General features: G+C 65.9%; 18 protein-coding genes. 4 read left to right on the top strand and 14 right to left on the bottom strand.

The genetic code is table 11. The annotated features are described in order from the left end of the window. Window positions 1-25 precede the first annotated feature (25 nt). The 8 genes from lipB to N687_RS0101725 form a co-directional block, all read right to left on the bottom strand. Window positions 26-736, bottom strand: a complete 711-nt coding sequence (gene lipB / locus N687_RS0101760; RefSeq protein WP_231493371.1) for a lipoyl(octanoyl) transferase LipB — start codon at window positions 734-736, stop codon at window positions 26-28. After that, window positions 733-1,719 (bottom strand): lipoyl synthase, encoded by a 987-nt coding sequence (lipA, locus tag N687_RS0101755; RefSeq protein ID WP_051663522.1) that lies wholly within the window; start codon window positions 1,717-1,719, stop codon window positions 733-735. The genes lipB and lipA overlap by 4 nt, the downstream gene beginning before the upstream one ends. 181 nt (window positions 1,720-1,900) lie before the next feature. Further along, window positions 1,901-3,202 (bottom strand): dihydrolipoamide acetyltransferase family protein, encoded by a 1,302-nt coding sequence (locus N687_RS0101750; protein ID WP_029420223.1) that lies wholly within the window; start codon window positions 3,200-3,202, stop codon window positions 1,901-1,903. Between the two features lie 37 nt (window positions 3,203-3,239). Then, window positions 3,240-4,223, bottom strand: coding sequence for an alpha-ketoacid dehydrogenase subunit beta (locus tag N687_RS0101745; protein ID WP_029420222.1), 984 nt, complete (start codon window positions 4,221-4,223; stop codon window positions 3,240-3,242). After that, a complete protein-coding gene (locus N687_RS0101740; RefSeq protein WP_029420221.1) occupies window positions 4,213-5,229 on the bottom strand; it encodes a thiamine pyrophosphate-dependent dehydrogenase E1 component subunit alpha in 1,017 nt (338 codons plus the stop codon). The genes N687_RS0101745 and N687_RS0101740 overlap by 11 nt, the downstream gene beginning before the upstream one ends. 30 nt (window positions 5,230-5,259) lie before the next feature. Further along, entirely contained in the window at window positions 5,260-6,687 is a 1,428-nt protein-coding gene (gene lpdA / locus N687_RS0101735; RefSeq protein ID WP_029420220.1) for a dihydrolipoyl dehydrogenase, read from the bottom strand. Beyond that, on the bottom strand, window positions 6,680-7,789 hold the full coding sequence (locus tag N687_RS0101730; RefSeq protein WP_029420219.1) for a Glu/Leu/Phe/Val family dehydrogenase: 1,110 nt from the start codon (window positions 7,787-7,789) through the stop codon (window positions 6,680-6,682). Before N687_RS0101730 ends, lpdA begins: the two co-directional genes overlap by 8 nt. Window positions 7,790-8,032: 243 nt before the next feature. Then, window positions 8,033-10,087 (bottom strand): sigma-54 interaction domain-containing protein, encoded by a 2,055-nt coding sequence (locus N687_RS0101725; RefSeq protein ID WP_029420218.1) that lies wholly within the window; start codon window positions 10,085-10,087, stop codon window positions 8,033-8,035. Between the two features lie 97 nt (window positions 10,088-10,184). Here N687_RS0101725 and N687_RS0101720 point away from each other — a divergent pair, with 97 nt between their 5' ends. Beyond that, the gene (locus N687_RS0101720) at window positions 10,185-10,457 is read left to right on the top strand and encodes a DUF2627 family protein (protein ID WP_029420217.1); all 273 of its coding nucleotides are present in this window, start codon (window positions 10,185-10,187) and stop codon (window positions 10,455-10,457) included. A 53-nt stretch (window positions 10,458-10,510) separates the two neighbouring features. Here the strand turns inward: N687_RS0101720 and moaC are convergent, their stop codons facing one another. Next, window positions 10,511-11,020, bottom strand: coding sequence for a cyclic pyranopterin monophosphate synthase MoaC (gene moaC / locus N687_RS0101715; RefSeq protein ID WP_029420216.1), 510 nt, complete (start codon window positions 11,018-11,020; stop codon window positions 10,511-10,513). Between the two features lie 82 nt (window positions 11,021-11,102). Between moaC and N687_RS0101710 the strand changes: the two genes are divergently transcribed. Next, complete coding sequence (locus tag N687_RS0101710) at window positions 11,103-11,774, top strand: molybdenum cofactor biosynthesis protein (protein WP_029420215.1); 672 nt, start codon at window positions 11,103-11,105, stop codon at window positions 11,772-11,774. A gap of 12 nt (window positions 11,775-11,786) precedes the next feature. Here the strand turns inward: N687_RS0101710 and N687_RS0101705 are convergent, their stop codons facing one another. Beyond that, complete coding sequence (locus N687_RS0101705; protein ID WP_156040002.1) at window positions 11,787-12,773, bottom strand: MBL fold metallo-hydrolase; 987 nt, start codon at window positions 12,771-12,773, stop codon at window positions 11,787-11,789. 142 nt (window positions 12,774-12,915) lie between these two features. Here N687_RS0101705 and N687_RS0101700 point away from each other — a divergent pair, with 142 nt between their 5' ends. Together N687_RS0101700 and N687_RS0101695 are read left to right on the top strand one after the other, a co-directional pair. Further along, window positions 12,916-14,253, top strand: coding sequence for a glycosyl hydrolase family 18 protein (locus N687_RS0101700; RefSeq protein ID WP_029420213.1), 1,338 nt, complete (start codon window positions 12,916-12,918; stop codon window positions 14,251-14,253). 30 nt (window positions 14,254-14,283) lie between these two features. After that, complete coding sequence (locus N687_RS0101695) at window positions 14,284-14,763, top strand: permease (RefSeq protein ID WP_231493569.1); 480 nt, start codon at window positions 14,284-14,286, stop codon at window positions 14,761-14,763. A gap of 33 nt (window positions 14,764-14,796) precedes the next feature. On the opposite strand, the gene N687_RS0101690 is transcribed toward N687_RS0101695, so the two are convergent. Genes N687_RS0101690 through N687_RS0101675 form a run of 4 tightly spaced genes read right to left on the bottom strand, consistent with a single transcriptional unit; the run spans window position 14,797 to window position 16,978 of the window. Beyond that, the gene (locus tag N687_RS0101690) at window positions 14,797-14,976 is read right to left on the bottom strand and encodes a CcmD family protein (protein ID WP_029420211.1); all 180 of its coding nucleotides are present in this window, start codon (window positions 14,974-14,976) and stop codon (window positions 14,797-14,799) included. A gap of 4 nt (window positions 14,977-14,980) precedes the next feature. Further along, window positions 14,981-15,679 carry a cytochrome c biogenesis protein gene (locus N687_RS0101685; RefSeq protein ID WP_029420210.1) on the bottom strand — a complete coding sequence of 233 codons (699 nt, stop codon included), beginning with the start codon at window positions 15,677-15,679 and terminating at the stop codon, window positions 14,981-14,983. 1 nt (window position 15,680) lies between these two features. Next, window positions 15,681-16,355 (bottom strand): heme exporter protein CcmB, encoded by a 675-nt coding sequence (locus tag N687_RS21875; RefSeq protein ID WP_051662864.1) that lies wholly within the window; start codon window positions 16,353-16,355, stop codon window positions 15,681-15,683. Beyond that, window positions 16,352-16,978, bottom strand: a complete 627-nt coding sequence (locus tag N687_RS0101675) for an ABC transporter ATP-binding protein (protein WP_051662863.1) — start codon at window positions 16,976-16,978, stop codon at window positions 16,352-16,354. The genes N687_RS21875 and N687_RS0101675 overlap by 4 nt, the downstream gene beginning before the upstream one ends. Window position 16,979 lies beyond the last annotated feature (1 nt).

Genomic DNA, 16,979 nt, shown 5'->3' with positions numbered 1-16,979 from the left:
GTCACCGCCAGAGACATCGCACCATTCACCTCGCTTCCGCCGCTTCGTCCGTTGTGACCCCCGAATCCGCGCCGTCCTCGAGAAACACCGAGTCAAAGGCCGCCCGCAGCCTGGCCTCCCATTCGGAAAAGGCCTGCTCCCGGCCGAGCAGCCGCTGGACGGAGGTCACCCCGCGGTCGCTGATGCCACATGGGACAATCAGGTTGAAATGAGTCAGGTTGGTATTGACGTTCAGCGCCAGCCCGTGATACGTGACGAACTCGCCGCTCGGCCGGCGGCGGGCACGCACACCGATGGCACACACCTTGTCGCGCCCCACCCAGACGCCCGGATACTCCTTGACGCGGTCGCCCGTGATCCCCACTTCCGCCAGGGCCCGGATCACCACCTCTTCGAGCATCCGCACATAGCGGCCGATGTCGTTCCCCCACGGTTCCAGATGAAGCACCGGGTAGAGCACCCACTGGCCGGGGCCATGGTATGTGACGTCACCACCCCGGTCGACCTCGCGGACCTCGACGCCCATTTCGCGCAGCCGTTCCCGGCCGGCGAGGATGTGATCGAACGTGCCGCTGCGGCCCACCGTGATGGTGGGCGGGTGTTCGACCGCGAATACCGTCTGGGCCTCGTCCTCCCCCTGCAGCAACCGCTCGGCCTGGCGCGTCTGAATGGCCAGGGCCTCGTCGTAGTCCATACGCCCCAGGCTGACCCAACGCACCGATCTTTCGCGATTCACCGCGCTCCCTCCTGCACCGGCTCATCCTGCATCTCCGCCAGGTGCCGCGCCCGCTCCTCGGGCGGCAGCGCCTGCAGCGGGACGCCGTCCGCGCGCAGGACCTGCTGGTGCGCATGGTAGGAGCTGCGCACCAGAGGTCCGGATTCCACGTGGGCGAACCCCCGCTTCAACCCTTCGCCGCGCAGGCGCAAAAACTCCGTCGGGGTGTAGAACTTCTCGACCATCAGGTGCTGTTTCGTCGGCTGCAGGTATTGCCCAATGGTCAGGATGTCCACCTGGACCTCCCGCAGGTCGTCCATGGTCTCGAGGATCTCCTCGAAAGTCTCCCCGACGCCGACCATAATGCTCGATTTGGTCCGGATGTCCGGCCGCATCTCCTTGGCCCGCCGGAGGAGTTCGAGGGATCGGTCATACTTGGCCTTGGAGCGGACGCGGTCCGACAGCCGCCGCACCGTCTCGACGTTGTGATTCAGGATGTCGGGAGACGCGTCCATCACCACGCGCAGAGCGTCCCAATTCCCCTGGAAGTCGGGGATCAGCACTTCGACACCACAGTTCGGCACGCGCTCGCGGATGGCGCGGATGGTCGCGGCGAACACCGAGGCGCCGCCGTCCTCCAGGTCGTCGCGAGCCACACTCGTGACCACCACGTGCTGCAGACCCATGGCCACCACCGCGTCCGCCACCCGCTTCGGCTCCTGCAGGTCGAGATGGCTCGGGCGGCCGCTGGTGACGGCGCAGAAACGGCACGCTCGGGTGCACACGTCCCCGAGGATCATAAACGTGGCCGTCCGGTGTTCCCAGCATTCGTAGATATTCGGACAGCGCGCCTCCTCGCACACCGTGTGCAGCGAGCGGCCGCGCATGATGTTCTTCAAATCTTTGAAGTTGGGGCCCGTGCGGATTTGGACCTTCAGCCAATCCGGCCGGTTTTTCGCCTGCTCCCGGATGGCCGCCTCCTTCAGGCGTTGTTTCTCGAGCAGCTTGGGGTTCACGCCGTTCACCTTCCTCGCGCCGTGTCGCCACCCCATCCGCATTCCAGGGTGGACCGGCCTGGTAACAACCCTAGTGTAGACCATCTCCGGGCCAAAGCAAAGCAGCCCCGGAGCGTACGAGCACCCCGGGGCCCCGACGGGACGCGCGGTGTCCGCGCCAGTGCCCGTCTCAGTAGAGGGCCGTGTCCTCCCCGTAGGACTGCACCCGCTCTTTGATGGCGCGCAAAAACTGCCCGGCCACCCAGCCGTCCAGCACGCGGTGATCGAGCGACAGGCACAGGTTGACCATACTTCGGATGGCGATCATGTCGTCGATGACCACTGGCCGCTTCACGATCGCCTCCACCGACAGGATGGCTGCCTGAGGCGCGTTGAGGATGGGCTGGGACATCACCGATCCGAACGCCCCAGTGTTGTTGACGGTGAACGTTCCCCCCTCTACATCCGCCAGGGTCAGCCGCCCGGCGCGGGCGCGAACCGCCAGATCGTGCACGGCGTGGGCCAATCCGGCGATGCTCAAGCGGTCCGCGTCCCGGATGACCGGCACCTGCAGCCCGTCGTCCGTCGCCACCGCGATCGAGACGTGGATGCGCCGGTGCACGTGGATGGCGTCGTCGATCCACGCCGCGTTGACCGTGGGGAACTGCTTCAACGCCTCCACCGCCGCCTTGATGAAAAATGGCAGATAGGTCAGCGGGACGCCTTCTCGGCGCTCGAAATCGGCTTTCACACGTTCACGCAGCGCGACCAATCCGCTGGCGTCCACTTCGACCATCGTCCACGCATGAGGGGCCTCGCGCTTGGACATGACCATCCGGCGGGCGATGGTACGGCGAATGGGGCTGACGGGGATCACCTCCACGTCGTCCTGGGCCTGTATCCCCCTCGCAGCAGGGCGTCCCGGCGCGGACGTCGGTTCGCCGACGGGTGCCGGACGGACCGCTTCCTCTGTCGCCTCACTGACATGATCCTTGCGCATGCGGTCAATGTAGGCGAGCACGTCCTTGCGCGTGATCCGCCCGCCCTCACCGGTGCCCGGGACCTTTTCGAGATCAATCCCGTGTTCTCGGGCCAGGCGCAGTACAGCCGGCGAGTAGCGGGCACGCCCGGCGGGCGCGAGCATGCCAGCGGCTCCACCCGCTGGATCCTCCGCATCCGCCCGTCCTCGTTCCCCCAGAACTTCCTCCCGGCCCGGCGCGGCGGCAGTACGGTCCTCATCCCGGCCGGTATCCAACGCGTCCTCCGCAATGCGGCAGATCACGGTGCCCACCCCCACCGTCGCGCCTTCCGGAACCAGGATCTCCGCCAAGACGCCCGCAAAATCCGACGGAATCTCGGCGTGCACCTTGTCCGTGACCACTTCGGCCAAGGGTTCGTACTTCGCGACCGGCTCTCCGACCCGCTTCAACCACTTTTCAATCGTGCCTTCCGTTACGCTCTCGCCCAGTTGAGGCATCTTCACGTCCGGCATGTGCAGCCACCTCCTCGTGACCCTGGCGGCACCCGCGTCAAAACCGGGCCATCGCCCGCATCGCTTCCGCCACCCCGTCCACGCTCAACATGTACGCTTTCTCCAACGTAGGTGCATACCCCATCGCCGGCACCTCCGGTCCGGCCAACCGGCGGATCGGCGCGTCCAAGTCGAACAGGGCCTGTTCCGCGATGAGGGCGGACACCTCGGCCCCCACGCCGCACACCTTATTGTCCTCGTGGACAATCAACACCTTGCCGGTTCTGCGCGCCGCCTCCAGGATGGCCTCTTCGTCGAGTGGCCGGAGCGTGCGCAGATCGAGGATGTGTACCGACACGCCCTCCGCCGCCACCTGTTCTGCCGCCTCCAACGCCAGATGCACGCCGAGTCCATAGGTGATGACGGTCAGGTCACTTCCCTCCCGTTGGACCTTGGCGCGCCCGATCGGAACCAGCTCTCCGGCTTCAGGCACCTCGCCGCGCACCGACCGGTACAGCTTCTTGTGTTCGAAGTACAGCACCGGATCCGGGTCCCGGATGGCGGACCGCAACAGGCCCGCGGCGTCCGCCGGAGTCGCTGGCGTGACCACCTTCAGCCCCGGCACATGGGTGAACAGCGCCTCCACGCTCTGCGAATGGTACAGCGCGCCGTGCACGCCGCCGCCGTAGGGGGCCCGCACGACAATCGGACAGTTCCAGTCGTTGTTCGACCGGTACCGGAACTTGGCCGCCTCGGAGATGATCTGGTTGACCGCCGGCAAGATGAAATCCGCGAACTGGATTTCGGCCACAGGAATGAGCCCGGCGGCGCTGGCCCCGATGGCCACCCCGACGATGGCCGACTCCGTCAACGGCGTGTCGAGGACCCGGTACTCACCGAACCGCTCCTGCAGCCCCTGCGTCACCCGGAACACGCCGCCGCGCACACCGACATCCTCCCCGAGGATGAACACGCGCTCGTCGCGTGCCATCTCCTCGGCGAGGGCATCGTGGATCGCCTCGATGTACAGCTTAATGGCCATCCGCCCACCCCTCCTCGGCGTACACATACCGGGTGAGCGTCGCTGGATCGGCGTACGGCGCCCGTTCCGCGTATTCCGTCGCCTCGTCGACCTCCGCCCGGATCCGCTGCCGCAACGCTTCGTCCTCCGCCTCGTCGAGCAGCCCAGCGTCCAACAGGTAGGCCCTCATGCGGGCGATCCCGTCGCCGCGACGCGCCTCCTCGACCTCTTCCCTGGAACGATAGGTGCGGTCGTCGTCGTCGCTGGAATGGGGCGCCAATCGGTACGTCTTCGCTTCAATCAAGGTCGGTCCGCCCCCAGCGCGCGCCTTGTCGGCCGCCTGCTTCACCGCCCAGTACACATCGAGCGCGTCCATGCCATCGACGATGACGCCCTCGAACCCGTACCCTTGGGCGCGATCCGCGACGTTGGCGCAGGCCATCTGTTTATTCTCCGGAACCGAGATGGCGTACTTGTTGTTCTCGCAGAAAAAGATCACCGGCAGCCGATGCACGCCCGCGAAGTTGAGCGCCTCGTGGAAGTCCCCTTGATTGCTCGTACCTTCGCCGAAGGACACGTAGCACACGGTATCTTCACCGCGCATCTTTGCCGCCAGCGCCACCCCCACCGCGTGCGGGATCTGCGTGCCGACCGGGCTCGATCCGGTGAGGATTCGGCGCCTCCGATCGCCGAAGTGACCCGGCATCTGGCGCCCTCCGCTGTTGGGGTCCTCGGCCTTGGCGAACGCCGCCAACATTTCCATGCGAGCGGTGTGGCCCCAAATCAAGACCAGGCACAGGTCACGGTAGTACGGGCACAGCCAATCCCGTTCCCGGTCCAGCGCGAATCCCGCCCCAGCCTGCGCCGCCTCCTGTCCCTGGCAAGAGATTACGAACGGGACCTTTCCGGCGCGGTTGAGCAGCCACATGCGCTCATCGACCGCGCGGGCCAGCACCATGTAGCGGTACATCTCCAGCACCTGTCCATCCGTCAGGCCCAGCGCACGGTGCCTCAACTGTTCCGCCATCGCACAACCCCTCTCTCCGATTCCGATGGTTCACCCATGGATGGCCCATCCATCGATGGCCAGCGCCGCCTCTCCCAAGGCCTCCGACAAGGTGGGATGCGGGTGAATGGTGTGAGCCATCTCCCAAGGCGTCGCGTTTAACACCCTGGCCAGGGCCGCCTCGGACACCAGGTCCGTCACCCGTGGCCCGACCATGTGCACCCCCAGCACATCGTCCGTATCCCGGTCCGCCACCACCTTCACGAAACCGTCGGGCTCGCCGTACACCAAGGCCTTCCCGTTGGCACGGAAGGAGAACTTGCCGCAGACGACCTCGCAACCACGCGCCCGGGCCTGGGCTTCGGTCAGTCCCACGCTCGCCACCTCCGGGCGGCTGTAGGTGCAGCGAGGGATGAGTGTGTAGTCGATGGGCCGCGGGGCCCGGCCCGCCATCACCTCGACCGCGTGGATGCCCTCGTGCATCGCGACGTGCGCCAGCTGCACGCCGCCGATCACATCCCCGACGGCGAAGATATTCGGTTCCTTTGTGCGGTAGTGTTCGTCGACGACAATCGCACCCCGTTCGGTCCGCACCTCGGTGGCCTCGAGCCCGAGCCCTTCCGTCACCGGCTCTCGCCCGACGGCCACCAGCACCACCTCCGCGGCCACGCGCTCCCGGGCGCCGCTGTCCTCCTGCACCACGTCGACGGAGAAGCCGTCCGCGTCCAACTCCGCGGTGTCGGTCTCCACGCGCACGCCAGCGAGCACCCGAACCCGCCTCTTCTTCAAGAGGCGCGCCATCTCCCGGGAGATGTCCTCGTCCTCCTGCGGCAACACCTGCGGCAGTGCTTCCACCAGGGTGACCTGTACCCCGAAGTCGGCCATCATCGACGCCCACTCCACACCGATGGCGCCCGCGCCCACAATCAACATGGAACTAGGCAGGCGCGGAAGTTCCAAGGCGTGATCGCTCGAAAGGATCCGCTCGCCGTCGAAGGGCAGTCCCGGCAGTGCCTTTGCGCGGGACCCGGTCGCAATCAGGGTGAACCGCGGCGTGAGGATCTGCCGGTCCCCGTCGTGTTCCACCGCCACCGCTCCAGCCTGCGGTGAGAAGATGGAGGGACCCATCACGCGGCCGGTGCCGTGGAAGACGTCGATGCCGTGCTTTTTCATCAAAAGCTGAACGCCTTGGTACAGTTGGTCCACCACATGTTGTTTGCGCGCCATCGCCTGTTCGAGGTTGAGACGGGGCTCGCCGGCATCCACCCCGTAAGACGATGCCTCTCGGGCAGTGGCGAGCACCTCCGCCGTGCGCAGCAGCGCCTTGCTCGGTATACAACCCCGGTGCAGGCAGGTGCCTCCAAGTTTGTCGCGCTCCACCACCGCCGCCTTCAAACCCAGCTGCGCGGCGCGGATGGCGGCTGCGTACCCCCCGATACCGCCGCCAATCACCACCAGGTCGTAGTTCTCCTCAGCCACGCGCATCCCCCTTCCTGCTCAATGCGTCTCTTTCCCCTCGGATAAAGGTGCTCCGTACCTGTCGCATTTGGGCGATGCGCGCCTCCGCCATACGATCGGCCGCCCGGTGCGACGGAATGCCCTCCCGCTGGGAAAGATCGTACAGACTTAACATGATGTCGTAGATGCGCTCCACCTTCTGGCGCGCCCGTTCAGGATGGTAGCCCTCCAATTCGTCCGCCACGTTGATGAGCCCCCCGGCGTTGATCACGTAGTCGGGAGCGTACAAGATGCCCCGCTCGTGCAGCATGTCCCCGTGGCGGTCCTCGGCCAATTGATTGTTCGCCGAACCCGCGACGACCTGGCAGCGCAGCCGCGGGATGGTCTCGTCGTTGAGAACGGCGCCGAGGGCGCACGGCGAGAAGATGTCGCACTCCACCGAGAAAATCTCTGCCGGAGCCACCACCTGCGCTCCCAACTCCGCCTGAGCCCGCCGAAGCGCATCCGGGTTGATGTCGGTGACGACCAACTTCGCGCCGTGCCGGTGCAGCAGTTCGGCCAGCGCCCACCCGACGCTGCCGAGCCCCTGGATGGCCACCGTCCGCCCGGCTACGTCGTCGCTGCCGTACACCGTCTTGGCGGTCGCCTGCAGGCCGCGGAACACGCCCAACGCCGTCATCGGGCTCGGGTTCCCGCTCGATCCGTAAGCCTGCGATACCCCGGTGACGTAGTCGGTCTCCAGGTGGATGAGGTCCATATCGTGGACATTGGTCCCCACATCTTCCGCGGTGATGTACCGGCCGCCGAGGCTTTGAATGTACCGGCCGAGCGCCCGGAACAGGGCCTCCGACTTGTCGGTCTTGGGATCTCCGATGACCACCGTCTTGCCGCCGCCCAGGTTGAGCCCTGCGGCGGCCGCCTTGTATGTCATCCCGCGCGCCAGACGCAGCGCGTCGACCAGCGCCTCCTCTTCCGACGCGTAAGTCCACATCCGGCATCCGCCGAGCGCCGGGCCGAGCGTGGTGTCGTGGATGGCGATGATGGCCTTGAGGCCAGCCGCGCGATCGTGGCAGAACACCACCTGTTCATAGTCGTGCCGCTCCAGGTATGAGAACAGCTCCATGTCGGGTTGCCTCCTCGGTGTACAAGCATACCATGAAGATCAGGAAATCCAAACCAAACCCAGGGCACAGCCGCCTCCAGGATAAAGCAAACCGCGTGCCAACTCCAAACCACCGAGGAAACGCCAGCCCCCACCTGGCGGGACCCTGCATGTACATGCACACACAGAGGGCGCCATCGCGCAAACCTTTGCACATCATGCAATGATTTGCAAGCAAACGCTTTCAATCGCCGTACTTGTCCGTCACTCCTCGGCCGGCTTCAGTTTGTAGTACAGGCTGCGCAGCGAGATGCCGAGCCGTTTGGCCGCCTCCGTCTTGTTGCCCCCCGTCGCCCGCAGGGCCTGTTCGATGGCCGACCGTTCCGCCTGTCGGAGAAATTGATCCAACGTCCCTCCGTTCCACGTCAACGACCCGCCCTGGGCCGTATGGGTCGCTGGAATCGGCGCCGTGTTGAGCAGCGGCAGGTGGTGCGCCTCCAGTACCGTGTCGCTGTAACGCATGTGGATCATCGCCCGGCCGATGGTGTTCTCCAGTTCGCGCACGTTACCGGGCCAGGGGTAACGCTGCAACAGCTCCACTGCGCCTTTGGCGATCTCCGTCACGTTCCGACCGAACGCCTGGTTCTGCCGGTGAATGATGTGCAAGGCCAACGCCTCGATGTCCTCCAGGCGGTACCGCAGCGGCGGGATCACAATCGGAATCACGTTCAACCGGTAATACAGGTCTTCCCGAAACCGCCCCTCCGCCACGGCTTGCTCCAGGTTCACGTGGGTGGCGGCGATCACGCGGACGTCGACGGGGATGGGCCGCGTCCCCCCCACGCGGACGATCTCCCGCTCCTGCAGGGCGCGCAACAGCTTCGCCTGGGTGGCCACCGACATCTCCCCGATCTCGTCGAGAAACAGCGTCCCCCCGTGGGCCTCCTCGAAGAGCCCGCGCTTCCCGCCCTTCTTCGCCCCGGTGAACGCACCCTCTTCGTAGCCGAACAGCTCGCTCTCGAGCAAACTGTCGGTCAGCGCCGCGCAGTTGACGCGCACGAACGGCTGGTACCGGCGGTCGCTGGCGTTGTGGATGGCGTGGGCGAACAGTTCCTTGCCCGTCCCCGACTCGCCGCGCAACAGCACCGTCGCCGGCGTCTCCGCAGCGCGTTTGGCCTGTTCGACCGCCAGGGCGATGGCCGGGCTCTTGCCCACGATCTCCTCGAACGTGTACTTGGCCTGCATGGTGCGGATCAGCTTGTTCGCCCGTTCCAACTCCTCGGTCAGGCGCTTGATCTCCGACACGTCGTGGATCACGCCCACGCTGCCGCGCAACTCCCCGCCGACGAGGATGGGCGCGACGTCGACCAAGACCTCGCGGCGCATCGGTCCCACCTTCATCGGCACGTTGCGCACCGGCTGCCGGGTGCGCAACACCTTGAGATGCATGCTCTCCCCCTCCGCGATGTCGACGTCCGCAGGCTGGTTGAGAACCTGTTCCGGGCGCAGGCCCGTCAGGCGCGTGTAGGCCGGATTGATGAGCAGCCCCCGACCGTCCTTGTCGACCACCGAGATGGCATCCTGGGTCGACTGGATGATGGCCTCCAGAAGCGTCTGCACCTCGCGCAGGTTGGTCACCTCGGCCGCCAAGGCGCGCAGCTCCGTCACATCGCGGAACGTGGCGATGGCCCCCACGATGCGCCCCTCGTCGTCGAACAGCGGCACCCGGTTGGTCACGATCTCAATGTCGCCCAATTTTTGTACCTGGTTGAGTTCCTCCCTGCCGTGCACCAACACCTCGGCCAACCGTGAATTTGGGATCACGTCGGTCACAGGACGGCCCAGCACCTGGTCCCGGCTCCGTCCCAACAACCGCTCGGCCGCCGCGTTGCACAAGACCACGCGCCCCTCCCGATCGACGCCGACCATGCCGTCGTGGGTGGCCTCCACCACCCGCTCCAACTCCCGCCGCTGCGCCTGCAGCTTTCGGATCAACACCATCTTGTCGTCGATAAAGAGGGTGAAAAAGCGCAGAGCGGGTCCGCTGATCACCGTCGCCCCGGGCGCAAGTTGGACCAGATCGGCGTACACCTCCGGCCGTCCGGTCACCTCCAGCACCACGTCCGCAGGATCCGGGAGCTGCATCAGGACGCTCCGGTAGTCCCGGCCTACGGTCAAACCCAACGATCGGGCCAGCTGCATACCCGGCGCGTCGTCGCGCAAGTCGATCACGGCGTCAATGACCACCTCGGGGTGGTCCGACAACGCCTCGATCCACCGCCGTCCGCCGCGGCCTCCCCCGACAATCACCACGTGAATCACGGCCATCCCTCCGATGCGATTGTATCATGGGGCAAGCCGGACCGGGTGTGTGCTATGATGGAAGGGACGACGGGAACAAAGGGGAACATGCGCCATGCGGCACTTGATGGCGTGGTCGGTGTTGATCGCCGTCTTCCTGTTTGCGGGCTGGGGACTCAATCTGTTCCGCGAGGCGATGGAGCGTTGGCTCGCGTTCGGGCACGCGGCAGACCTCATCTGGATGGTGGCGGGCTTGGCCGCGGCCTTCGCCGGCACAGCCTTTCTCGGGGGATTCGTCTATTACCGCGACAAGAAGCGGAACAAACTCACACGGGAGGGATGGCGCGGCCGACCCGTACAGCGGCGCAAGCGGCCGGAACAGGGGTGATCGGCGGGAAGGCGGCATCCCCCCGGCGGACGCCCGTCATGCTGGACGGTCCGTCATGCCTGGGCGTCCGTACGCTGGAATACGCCACTCTTGCCGCCCGCCTTGTACACCAGCTCAATCTGTTCGATGACCATGCCGCGGTCCACGGCTTTGCACATGTCGTAGACCGTCAGGGCGGCGACGCTGCACGCCGTAAGCGCCTCCATCTCGACGCCGGTCCGGTACGTGGTCCGAACCGCCGCCTCGATGCGGAGCACCGCCTCCTGCCCCGCGGCGTCCTCCCACGCGGTCTTGACGCGCACACCGGAGATGGGGATCGGATGGCACAAGGGAATGAGGTCGGGCGTCCGTTTCGCAGCCATTACTCCGGCCAGCTCAGCGACGGCGAGCACATCCCCCTTTGCCATCCGGCCCTGTTCAATCCTCTCCCGCGTCGAGGACTGCATGCGGATACGGGCCTGGGCCACCGCTTCACGCGCCGTCTCCGGCTTGTCCGAGACGTCGACCATGCGCGGGCGGCCGGCCTCATCAAAATGGGTCAACGTTTCATTGGAATCTGTCAAGCTTACCAACCTCCCACGGGGTATCGCTGCCGCGCAGCGCATCACACCCATGGTATCACACCCAATCAGAGGAGGGGGTCCCGTGACCTTCACCGTCCACTTGTTCGCCGGCCTCGCAGAAATCGCCGGGCCCGCCGTCACCGTCGAGCTCGGCACTCCGGCCACTGCGGGCGAGATTCGGCGGGCGCTTCAACAGCGCCTTCCCGAATTGGCGTCCGACCTCGAACACGCGCTCATCGCCGTCAACCAACAGTACGCGAACGATGACCAGGTCGTGTCGGATGGCGACGAGATCGCCCTCATCCCGCCTGTCGGGGGCGGGAGCGACGATGGTCCGGGATCCATCGTCCTCACGGACCAGCCGCTCGACGTCGGCCAGGCGTACCAACACCTCGTCGACACCCGCTGCGGCGGGACCGTCCTGTTTGTCGGCACCGTGCGGGAATGGACCAAAGGCAGGCAGACGGTGTACCTCGAATACGAGGCGTACCGGGAGATGGCCCTCCGCCAGATGCGCGCCATCGCCGAAGACGTCTGCCGCCGCTGGCCCGGCGTCATCCCCCTGCAATGGCATCGCGTCGGGCGCCTCGATCCCGCCGACATCGCCGTGATTTGCGCCGCCGCCGCCCCTCATCGCGGCACCGCGTTCGAGGCCGCCCGGGAGCTGATTGAACGGCTCAAAAAGGAAGTCCCCATTTGGAAAAAGGAGGTCTACGCCGACGGCGAGGCGGTGTGGCAGGCGAACCGCCCGTGACGGGCGGTGCCGCTACACCGCCCGCCATCGCACCACGCCTTGAGCGTCCGGTTCGCTGACCACCCGCCCCTCCGCTTCCAACCAGTCCAGGAATCCGAGGGTCTCGGACAGGATCAGCTGCAGTTGGTCCTTATGGCGAGGGAAGTATGTGTTGGCGAGGGTGTACGTGGTCGCACCCGGATGGGCGCTTACCAAGTCGAAAAACTGATCGCGGCGCCGCTCCTGTTCCCGCAGCCTTCGGTCGATGAGCGAGCCGGGATCGGTGAACGGATCGCCGTGTCCGGGATACACCGTACCGAGGTCGAGGCTGCGCAGCCGCTGAAGGCTTTCCCGGTATTGCAGCAGGCTCCGGGTGCGCGGCGCCAAGTCCCCGCGCTCGTATCCTGGTTCCGGTTCGATTAACGCGTTGGAGGAGACGTGCGGAAGCAGTTGATCGCCGCCGATGAATATCCCCGCCTTGCGGTTCCACAGCGCGATGGCGGCCTGGGCGTGCCCCGGAACCTCCAGCACCTCGAAATCGGGCATCAGGGGCAACACATCCCCTTCCCGCAGCGGATGGGTGACGACCGACCGGTCGTTCCATTTTGACATCAAAAAAAGTTCCTTCAAACAGCGATCGATTTCTGGTTCCGGCGTCCCCATCATTCGATGCAACCGGCGAAAAAACGCCAATCGGTAGTCGTCGTACGCACCCCCTGGCTGCAGCCACGCGGCCACACCCGGATGCGCATACACCGGTACGCCGAGCCGAGCGAACGCCCCGGACTGCCCCACGTGATCCACATGGCCGTGCGTCAACACCACACCGGACAACGCGTCGGCGCGTACGCCGGCGTCGTTCAAGGCTTGCTCGAGCGCATCTTCGGCGGGCCCCCAACGCGGACCACAGTCGACCAGCACGCGCTGATCTCCCTCTTCCAACAAATAGGAGTTCACCGTTCCGACCGGAAACGGCGTCGGCAGCTCCAGCCTGTGAACGCGCAACGTCTGAACCGCCATCTGGATCACCACCCTTCTTTCCCTTCATGATACGAGATGGATCCCGCTGGCGCAATTCAGCACCGATCCTTCTAAATGCGGGCTCGTCCTCATAGAGTGATAGTAACCCGGACGGCGAGGACCGCGTGGAAGGAGGATCCCCGTGCACACACCGAATCGAGCCATCCGTTCCGAAGCCATCCGCTGGCTATCCACCATCGCCGCCGTCGTGCTGTTGGCCGCCGCCTGTGTCGGCAGCACGCTGCTGCTGTACGGGGGTGGATCGTGGACCACCGCCGCGCAGTTGGAGGCATCGCACCTCGCGGGCGTCGAGGTGCGGGAACTCGTGGGGACGACGGCCTATCTTCGCTCCGACACCCCCGATACCCCGACGCTCTGGCAGGCCGCCGCCCGCGTCCTGCATCTGCCGCTGGCCGACCCGGTGCGGATGCTCGGCGCCCAATTGCTGCAGTCGGCCCCGTCGAGGACCCCGTCCCCCAATCAGGCGAGCCTCCTGGCGCCCATTGACGCTTGGGAATCGGGGACAAACCGCATGGTCCTCGGGTGGATCCCGTACAACACCGCCAGCAGCACGATTCAGATGATGAAGGATAACCCCGGTGTCAACGTGATCAGCCCTGGCTGGTTGACCCTCACCTCTGCCAAAGGCGACCTGCGCAACCGCGCGCAGAGCACGGTCGTTCAATATGCCCACGCCCACCACACATCCGTGTGGGCGATGTTTGACAACCAATTTGACGCCGCCCTGACGCACGCCGTCCTGGCGGACGACGCGGTCCGCCGGCGCATGGTCCAACAGGTTGCCGACGCCGTCCGGCAGGCTGGGTTGGACGGGGTCAATGTCGATTTTGAGAATGTGCGCACGGACGACCGGGATCGATTCACGCGCTTCATCCAAGAGCTGCACACGGCGCTCACCCCGATGCACGCGGTTCTGTCCGTCGACATCACCCCGGACATCGCGTTCTTGCGGGACGACGCCGCCTTCTTCCATGCAGGGCTCGCCGCGTCCTGTGAGTACGTGGTCCTGATGGCCTACGACGAACACTGGGGCGGCGATCCCGATCCGGGACCGGTGGCGGACGTGCCGTGGGTGACTCAGGCGGTCGACGATCTCCTCGGCACCGGCGTGCCGGCCGGAAAAATTCTCCTCGGCCTGCCGTTTTACACAGAATTCTGGCACCGCCACCGCGACGGGACGGTCACGAGCACCCCGGTTGCGGCCCCCAACATCGAGCCCGCGCTGGCGCGGCACCAGGCAAAGTCCACCTGGGACGATGCGCTCGGCGTCGCATATGCCCGCTACCCGGCGGACGACGGATACATCGAAGTGTGGTATGAGACGGACGAGACGATGCAGCGAAAACTGGCGCTGGTCAGTGACCGGGGGTTGGCCGGCGTCGCCATCTGGTCGCTCGCCCTGTCGGACCAACAAACCGGGTCCGGCTTGGCCGAAGCGCTCCGGCAGGCGCTCTCTTAGCGGGGCAAGGAGGAGGAATCGGTGGATCGCATGCTGATGACCTTCACCATCGCCACGGCGCTCGGGTACGTGTATACCGCTGTCGTCCACCCGGACCTGGCGAACAACGCGCTCGAGGTCACGGTGGAGATGTTTCTGCAATCGCTCCCGTGGATCGTCGTATCGATGTTCATGGCGGGACTCTTGTCTCAAGTGATCGATCCGGCCGCGCTCGCGCGCTTGCTGGGTCGGGAAGCGGGATGGACCGGAATCGTGCTCGGTGCACTGCTGGGGATGGCGGGGACCGGGTCCCGCTGGGCGATGTATCCCCTTGCGGCGGGACTGCTCGCGTCGGAGGCCAGCCCGGGGGCGGTGTTCGCTTTCGTCACGAGCTGGCAACTGGTATCCCTCACCCGCTTGCCGGCAGAAGTGCCGTTTTACGGGGTTCCGTTCACCGTATGGCGGGCCGTGCTCTCCGTGGTCATCGCCGTGCTGGGTGGATGGCTGATGAACCGGATTCCGTTTCGTTGACCCCGGCTCACAGGAAATCCACGTCGATCGCGGTCAGGGTGAACCGGGGGGCTCCCCGCCAGAGCGGACGCCTTTCCAATCCTCCACCGCCTTTTTCAGCCGTTCCAACTCGGCCTGTAACCGGTTCTGCCTGCGAAGCAGCGTGAACACGTAGATCAACGTGCCGCCCCACACCACAGCCGACACCGCCCAGAGATACCCGAGGTGTTGCATCCCCTCACCGTCCCCTTTCCGCCCGCAACCGCAGGCCTCGCACGGCTTGCCCCAGCCGGAGAATCTCCAACTGCTGCCAGGCACCGCGCGCCCGCAGCCACAGGAGCAACAGATACAGGAAGAAAAAACTCAGAAATCCGAACATGAGCGTGCCGGCCATGGACGGCGGCATGTGAAACCCGCTGTCATCCACGACGGAAGGGTGGATGGACCGCCACCAGGTGACCGACATGTGGATGATGGGCACGTCGATAAAGGCGATGATGGCGTACGCGGCCGCGACCTTTGCCCGCCGCTCGTACCCGGTCAGCGTGGCGCGCAGCAGCAGGTATCCGGCGTACAGGAACCAGAGGATCAGCGTCGTCGTCAGGCGCGGATCCCACGTCCACCAGGTGTTCCAAATGGGGCGTGCCCACAGCGACCCGGTGACCAGGGTGATGGTGGTGTACACCAACCCGATCTCGGCGGAGCAGGCCGACACCACGTCCCAACGTTCCCCTCCGCGCACCAACAGCCCCAACGCCGCCACGAACGTGACAAAAAACGCACACAACGCCGTCCAAGCGCTGGCGACGTGAAAGTACATGATCCGCACCAGATCCCCCATCTGTTGTTCAGGGGGCGACCAGATGAGTGCCAGGTACAGGAATGCGAATCCGAGCACGCCCGCCACGAACGCGAGCCACGAAGACCATCGGTTCATGTCAGCCCTCCATCACCCATTCGTAGACCAGCCACGGTACCACCAGCATCGCCGCGATATATCCCAATACCTCCTCAACCCACACCCGCGGGTGGCCCAAGGTGGGCTCCAGGGCATAGGCGGTCAGCCGCACCACGCCGATGAACAGAGGGATCGCCAACGGAAACAATAACAGGGGCGTGAGCACATCGCGCAGGCGCGTGTGCGCCGTCAGGGCAGCGACGAAGGTGGTGACCCCGCCCAGCCCCAGGGCACCCGCTCCGAGGGCGAACGCGAACAGACCGGGCTGCGCCGGCGGGGGCGGGTTGAGCAGCAGAAACCACGCCGCCGCCATCACCAAGCCGCTCGCCGCGATGAACAAACTGACGCTCACCCAGCGGGCGTAAAAGATCACGCTGCGATCCACCGGGGCCAGAAGGACCCCTTCACCGCCCCCCCACTCGATATCTTTGAAATCATGGCGGTGAACCCCGACGGTGGCCGCGTAGAAGATGTCGAGCCACAAGACGCCGGACACCCAGTCGGCCGGAAGGTGTTCGGCCGCGTCGAGCGCGATGCCGGTGACAAAGACCAACAGCACCCCGAAGCTGGCACTCGCCGCGAAAAACTGAGGCCGGCGCACCTCGATGCGCACATCCCGCCACAACAGGTGCAAAAACGCCCGCCAACCGATCACGCCACCACCACCAGGCGGCCAAAGCATAAGGTCAGGCGGACATCCGGCCGCCACTCAGGCGCGGTGTCATGCATCACCGCGAACACGGCTGTCCCTCGTACCGCGGTCTCGTCCAACCAACCTGCGACAGAGCGGCGCCCTTCCGTGTCCAAACCGTCCAGCGGCTCGTCCAAAAGAAGCACCGCCGGTTCGTGGATCAGCGCCCGGGCGACCGCCAGACGCTGGCGCATGCCCTTGGAGTAGTGGCGGACGAGCGTCGTCCCGGCGTCCCCCAGGCCGGCGCGGTCCAGCCACCGCCGCGCCGCTTGGCGCGCGTCTCTGACCCCGTACAAGCCCGCGAACAGGCGGAGGTTCTCCTCGCCGGTCAGATCGCCATACACCATCGGCTGCTGCAACACCACTCCGATGTGCCGGCGCCCGCGGGGATCGAGCGGTGCCCCATTCCACAGGACGCGCCCGCGGGTGGGGCGGGACAGCCCTGCCATGATGCGCAACAGGGTGGTCTTCCCGCTGCCGTTGGGCGCGGACAGCAGATACCGACAACCGGGCGCCAGCGCAAAGTCGATATCCTCGAGCACGGGGCGCAGGTCGAACGCTTTCGTCACCCCTTCCAAAGCCAGCACG

This window comes from Alicyclobacillus macrosporangiidus CPP55 (genome assembly GCF_000702485.1).
Classification (GTDB): domain Bacteria; phylum Bacillota; class Bacilli; order Alicyclobacillales; family Alicyclobacillaceae; genus Alicyclobacillus_H; species Alicyclobacillus_H macrosporangiidus_B.
This window is presented reverse-complemented; position numbering and strand designations above follow the sequence as displayed.

What these genes read in the sequence shown, in the direction of transcription:
- N687_RS0101750 (WP_029420223.1), bottom strand. Translation starts at nt 3,202, where the DNA reads ATGCCGGACGTGAAGATGCCTCAACTGGGCGAGAGCGTAACGGAAGGC.
- N687_RS0101745 (WP_029420222.1), bottom strand. Translation starts at nt 4,223, where the DNA reads ATGGCCATTAAGCTGTACATCGAGGCGATCCACGATGCCCTCGCCGAG.
- N687_RS0101740 (WP_029420221.1), bottom strand. Translation starts at nt 5,229, where the DNA reads ATGGCGGAACAGTTGAGGCACCGTGCGCTGGGCCTGACGGATGGACAG.
- N687_RS0101730 (WP_029420219.1), bottom strand. Translation starts at nt 7,789, where the DNA reads ATGGAGCTGTTCTCATACCTGGAGCGGCACGACTATGAACAGGTGGTG.
- N687_RS0101720 (WP_029420217.1), top strand. Translation starts at nt 10,185, where the DNA reads ATGCGGCACTTGATGGCGTGGTCGGTGTTGATCGCCGTCTTCCTGTTT.
- N687_RS0101705 (WP_156040002.1), bottom strand. Translation starts at nt 12,773, where the DNA reads ATGGCGGTTCAGACGTTGCGCGTTCACAGGCTGGAGCTGCCGACGCCG.
- N687_RS0101695 (WP_231493569.1), top strand. Translation starts at nt 14,284, where the DNA reads ATGCTGATGACCTTCACCATCGCCACGGCGCTCGGGTACGTGTATACC.
- N687_RS0101690 (WP_029420211.1), bottom strand. Translation starts at nt 14,976, where the DNA reads ATGCAACACCTCGGGTATCTCTGGGCGGTGTCGGCTGTGGTGTGGGGC.
- N687_RS0101685 (WP_029420210.1), bottom strand. Translation starts at nt 15,679, where the DNA reads ATGAACCGATGGTCTTCGTGGCTCGCGTTCGTGGCGGGCGTGCTCGGA.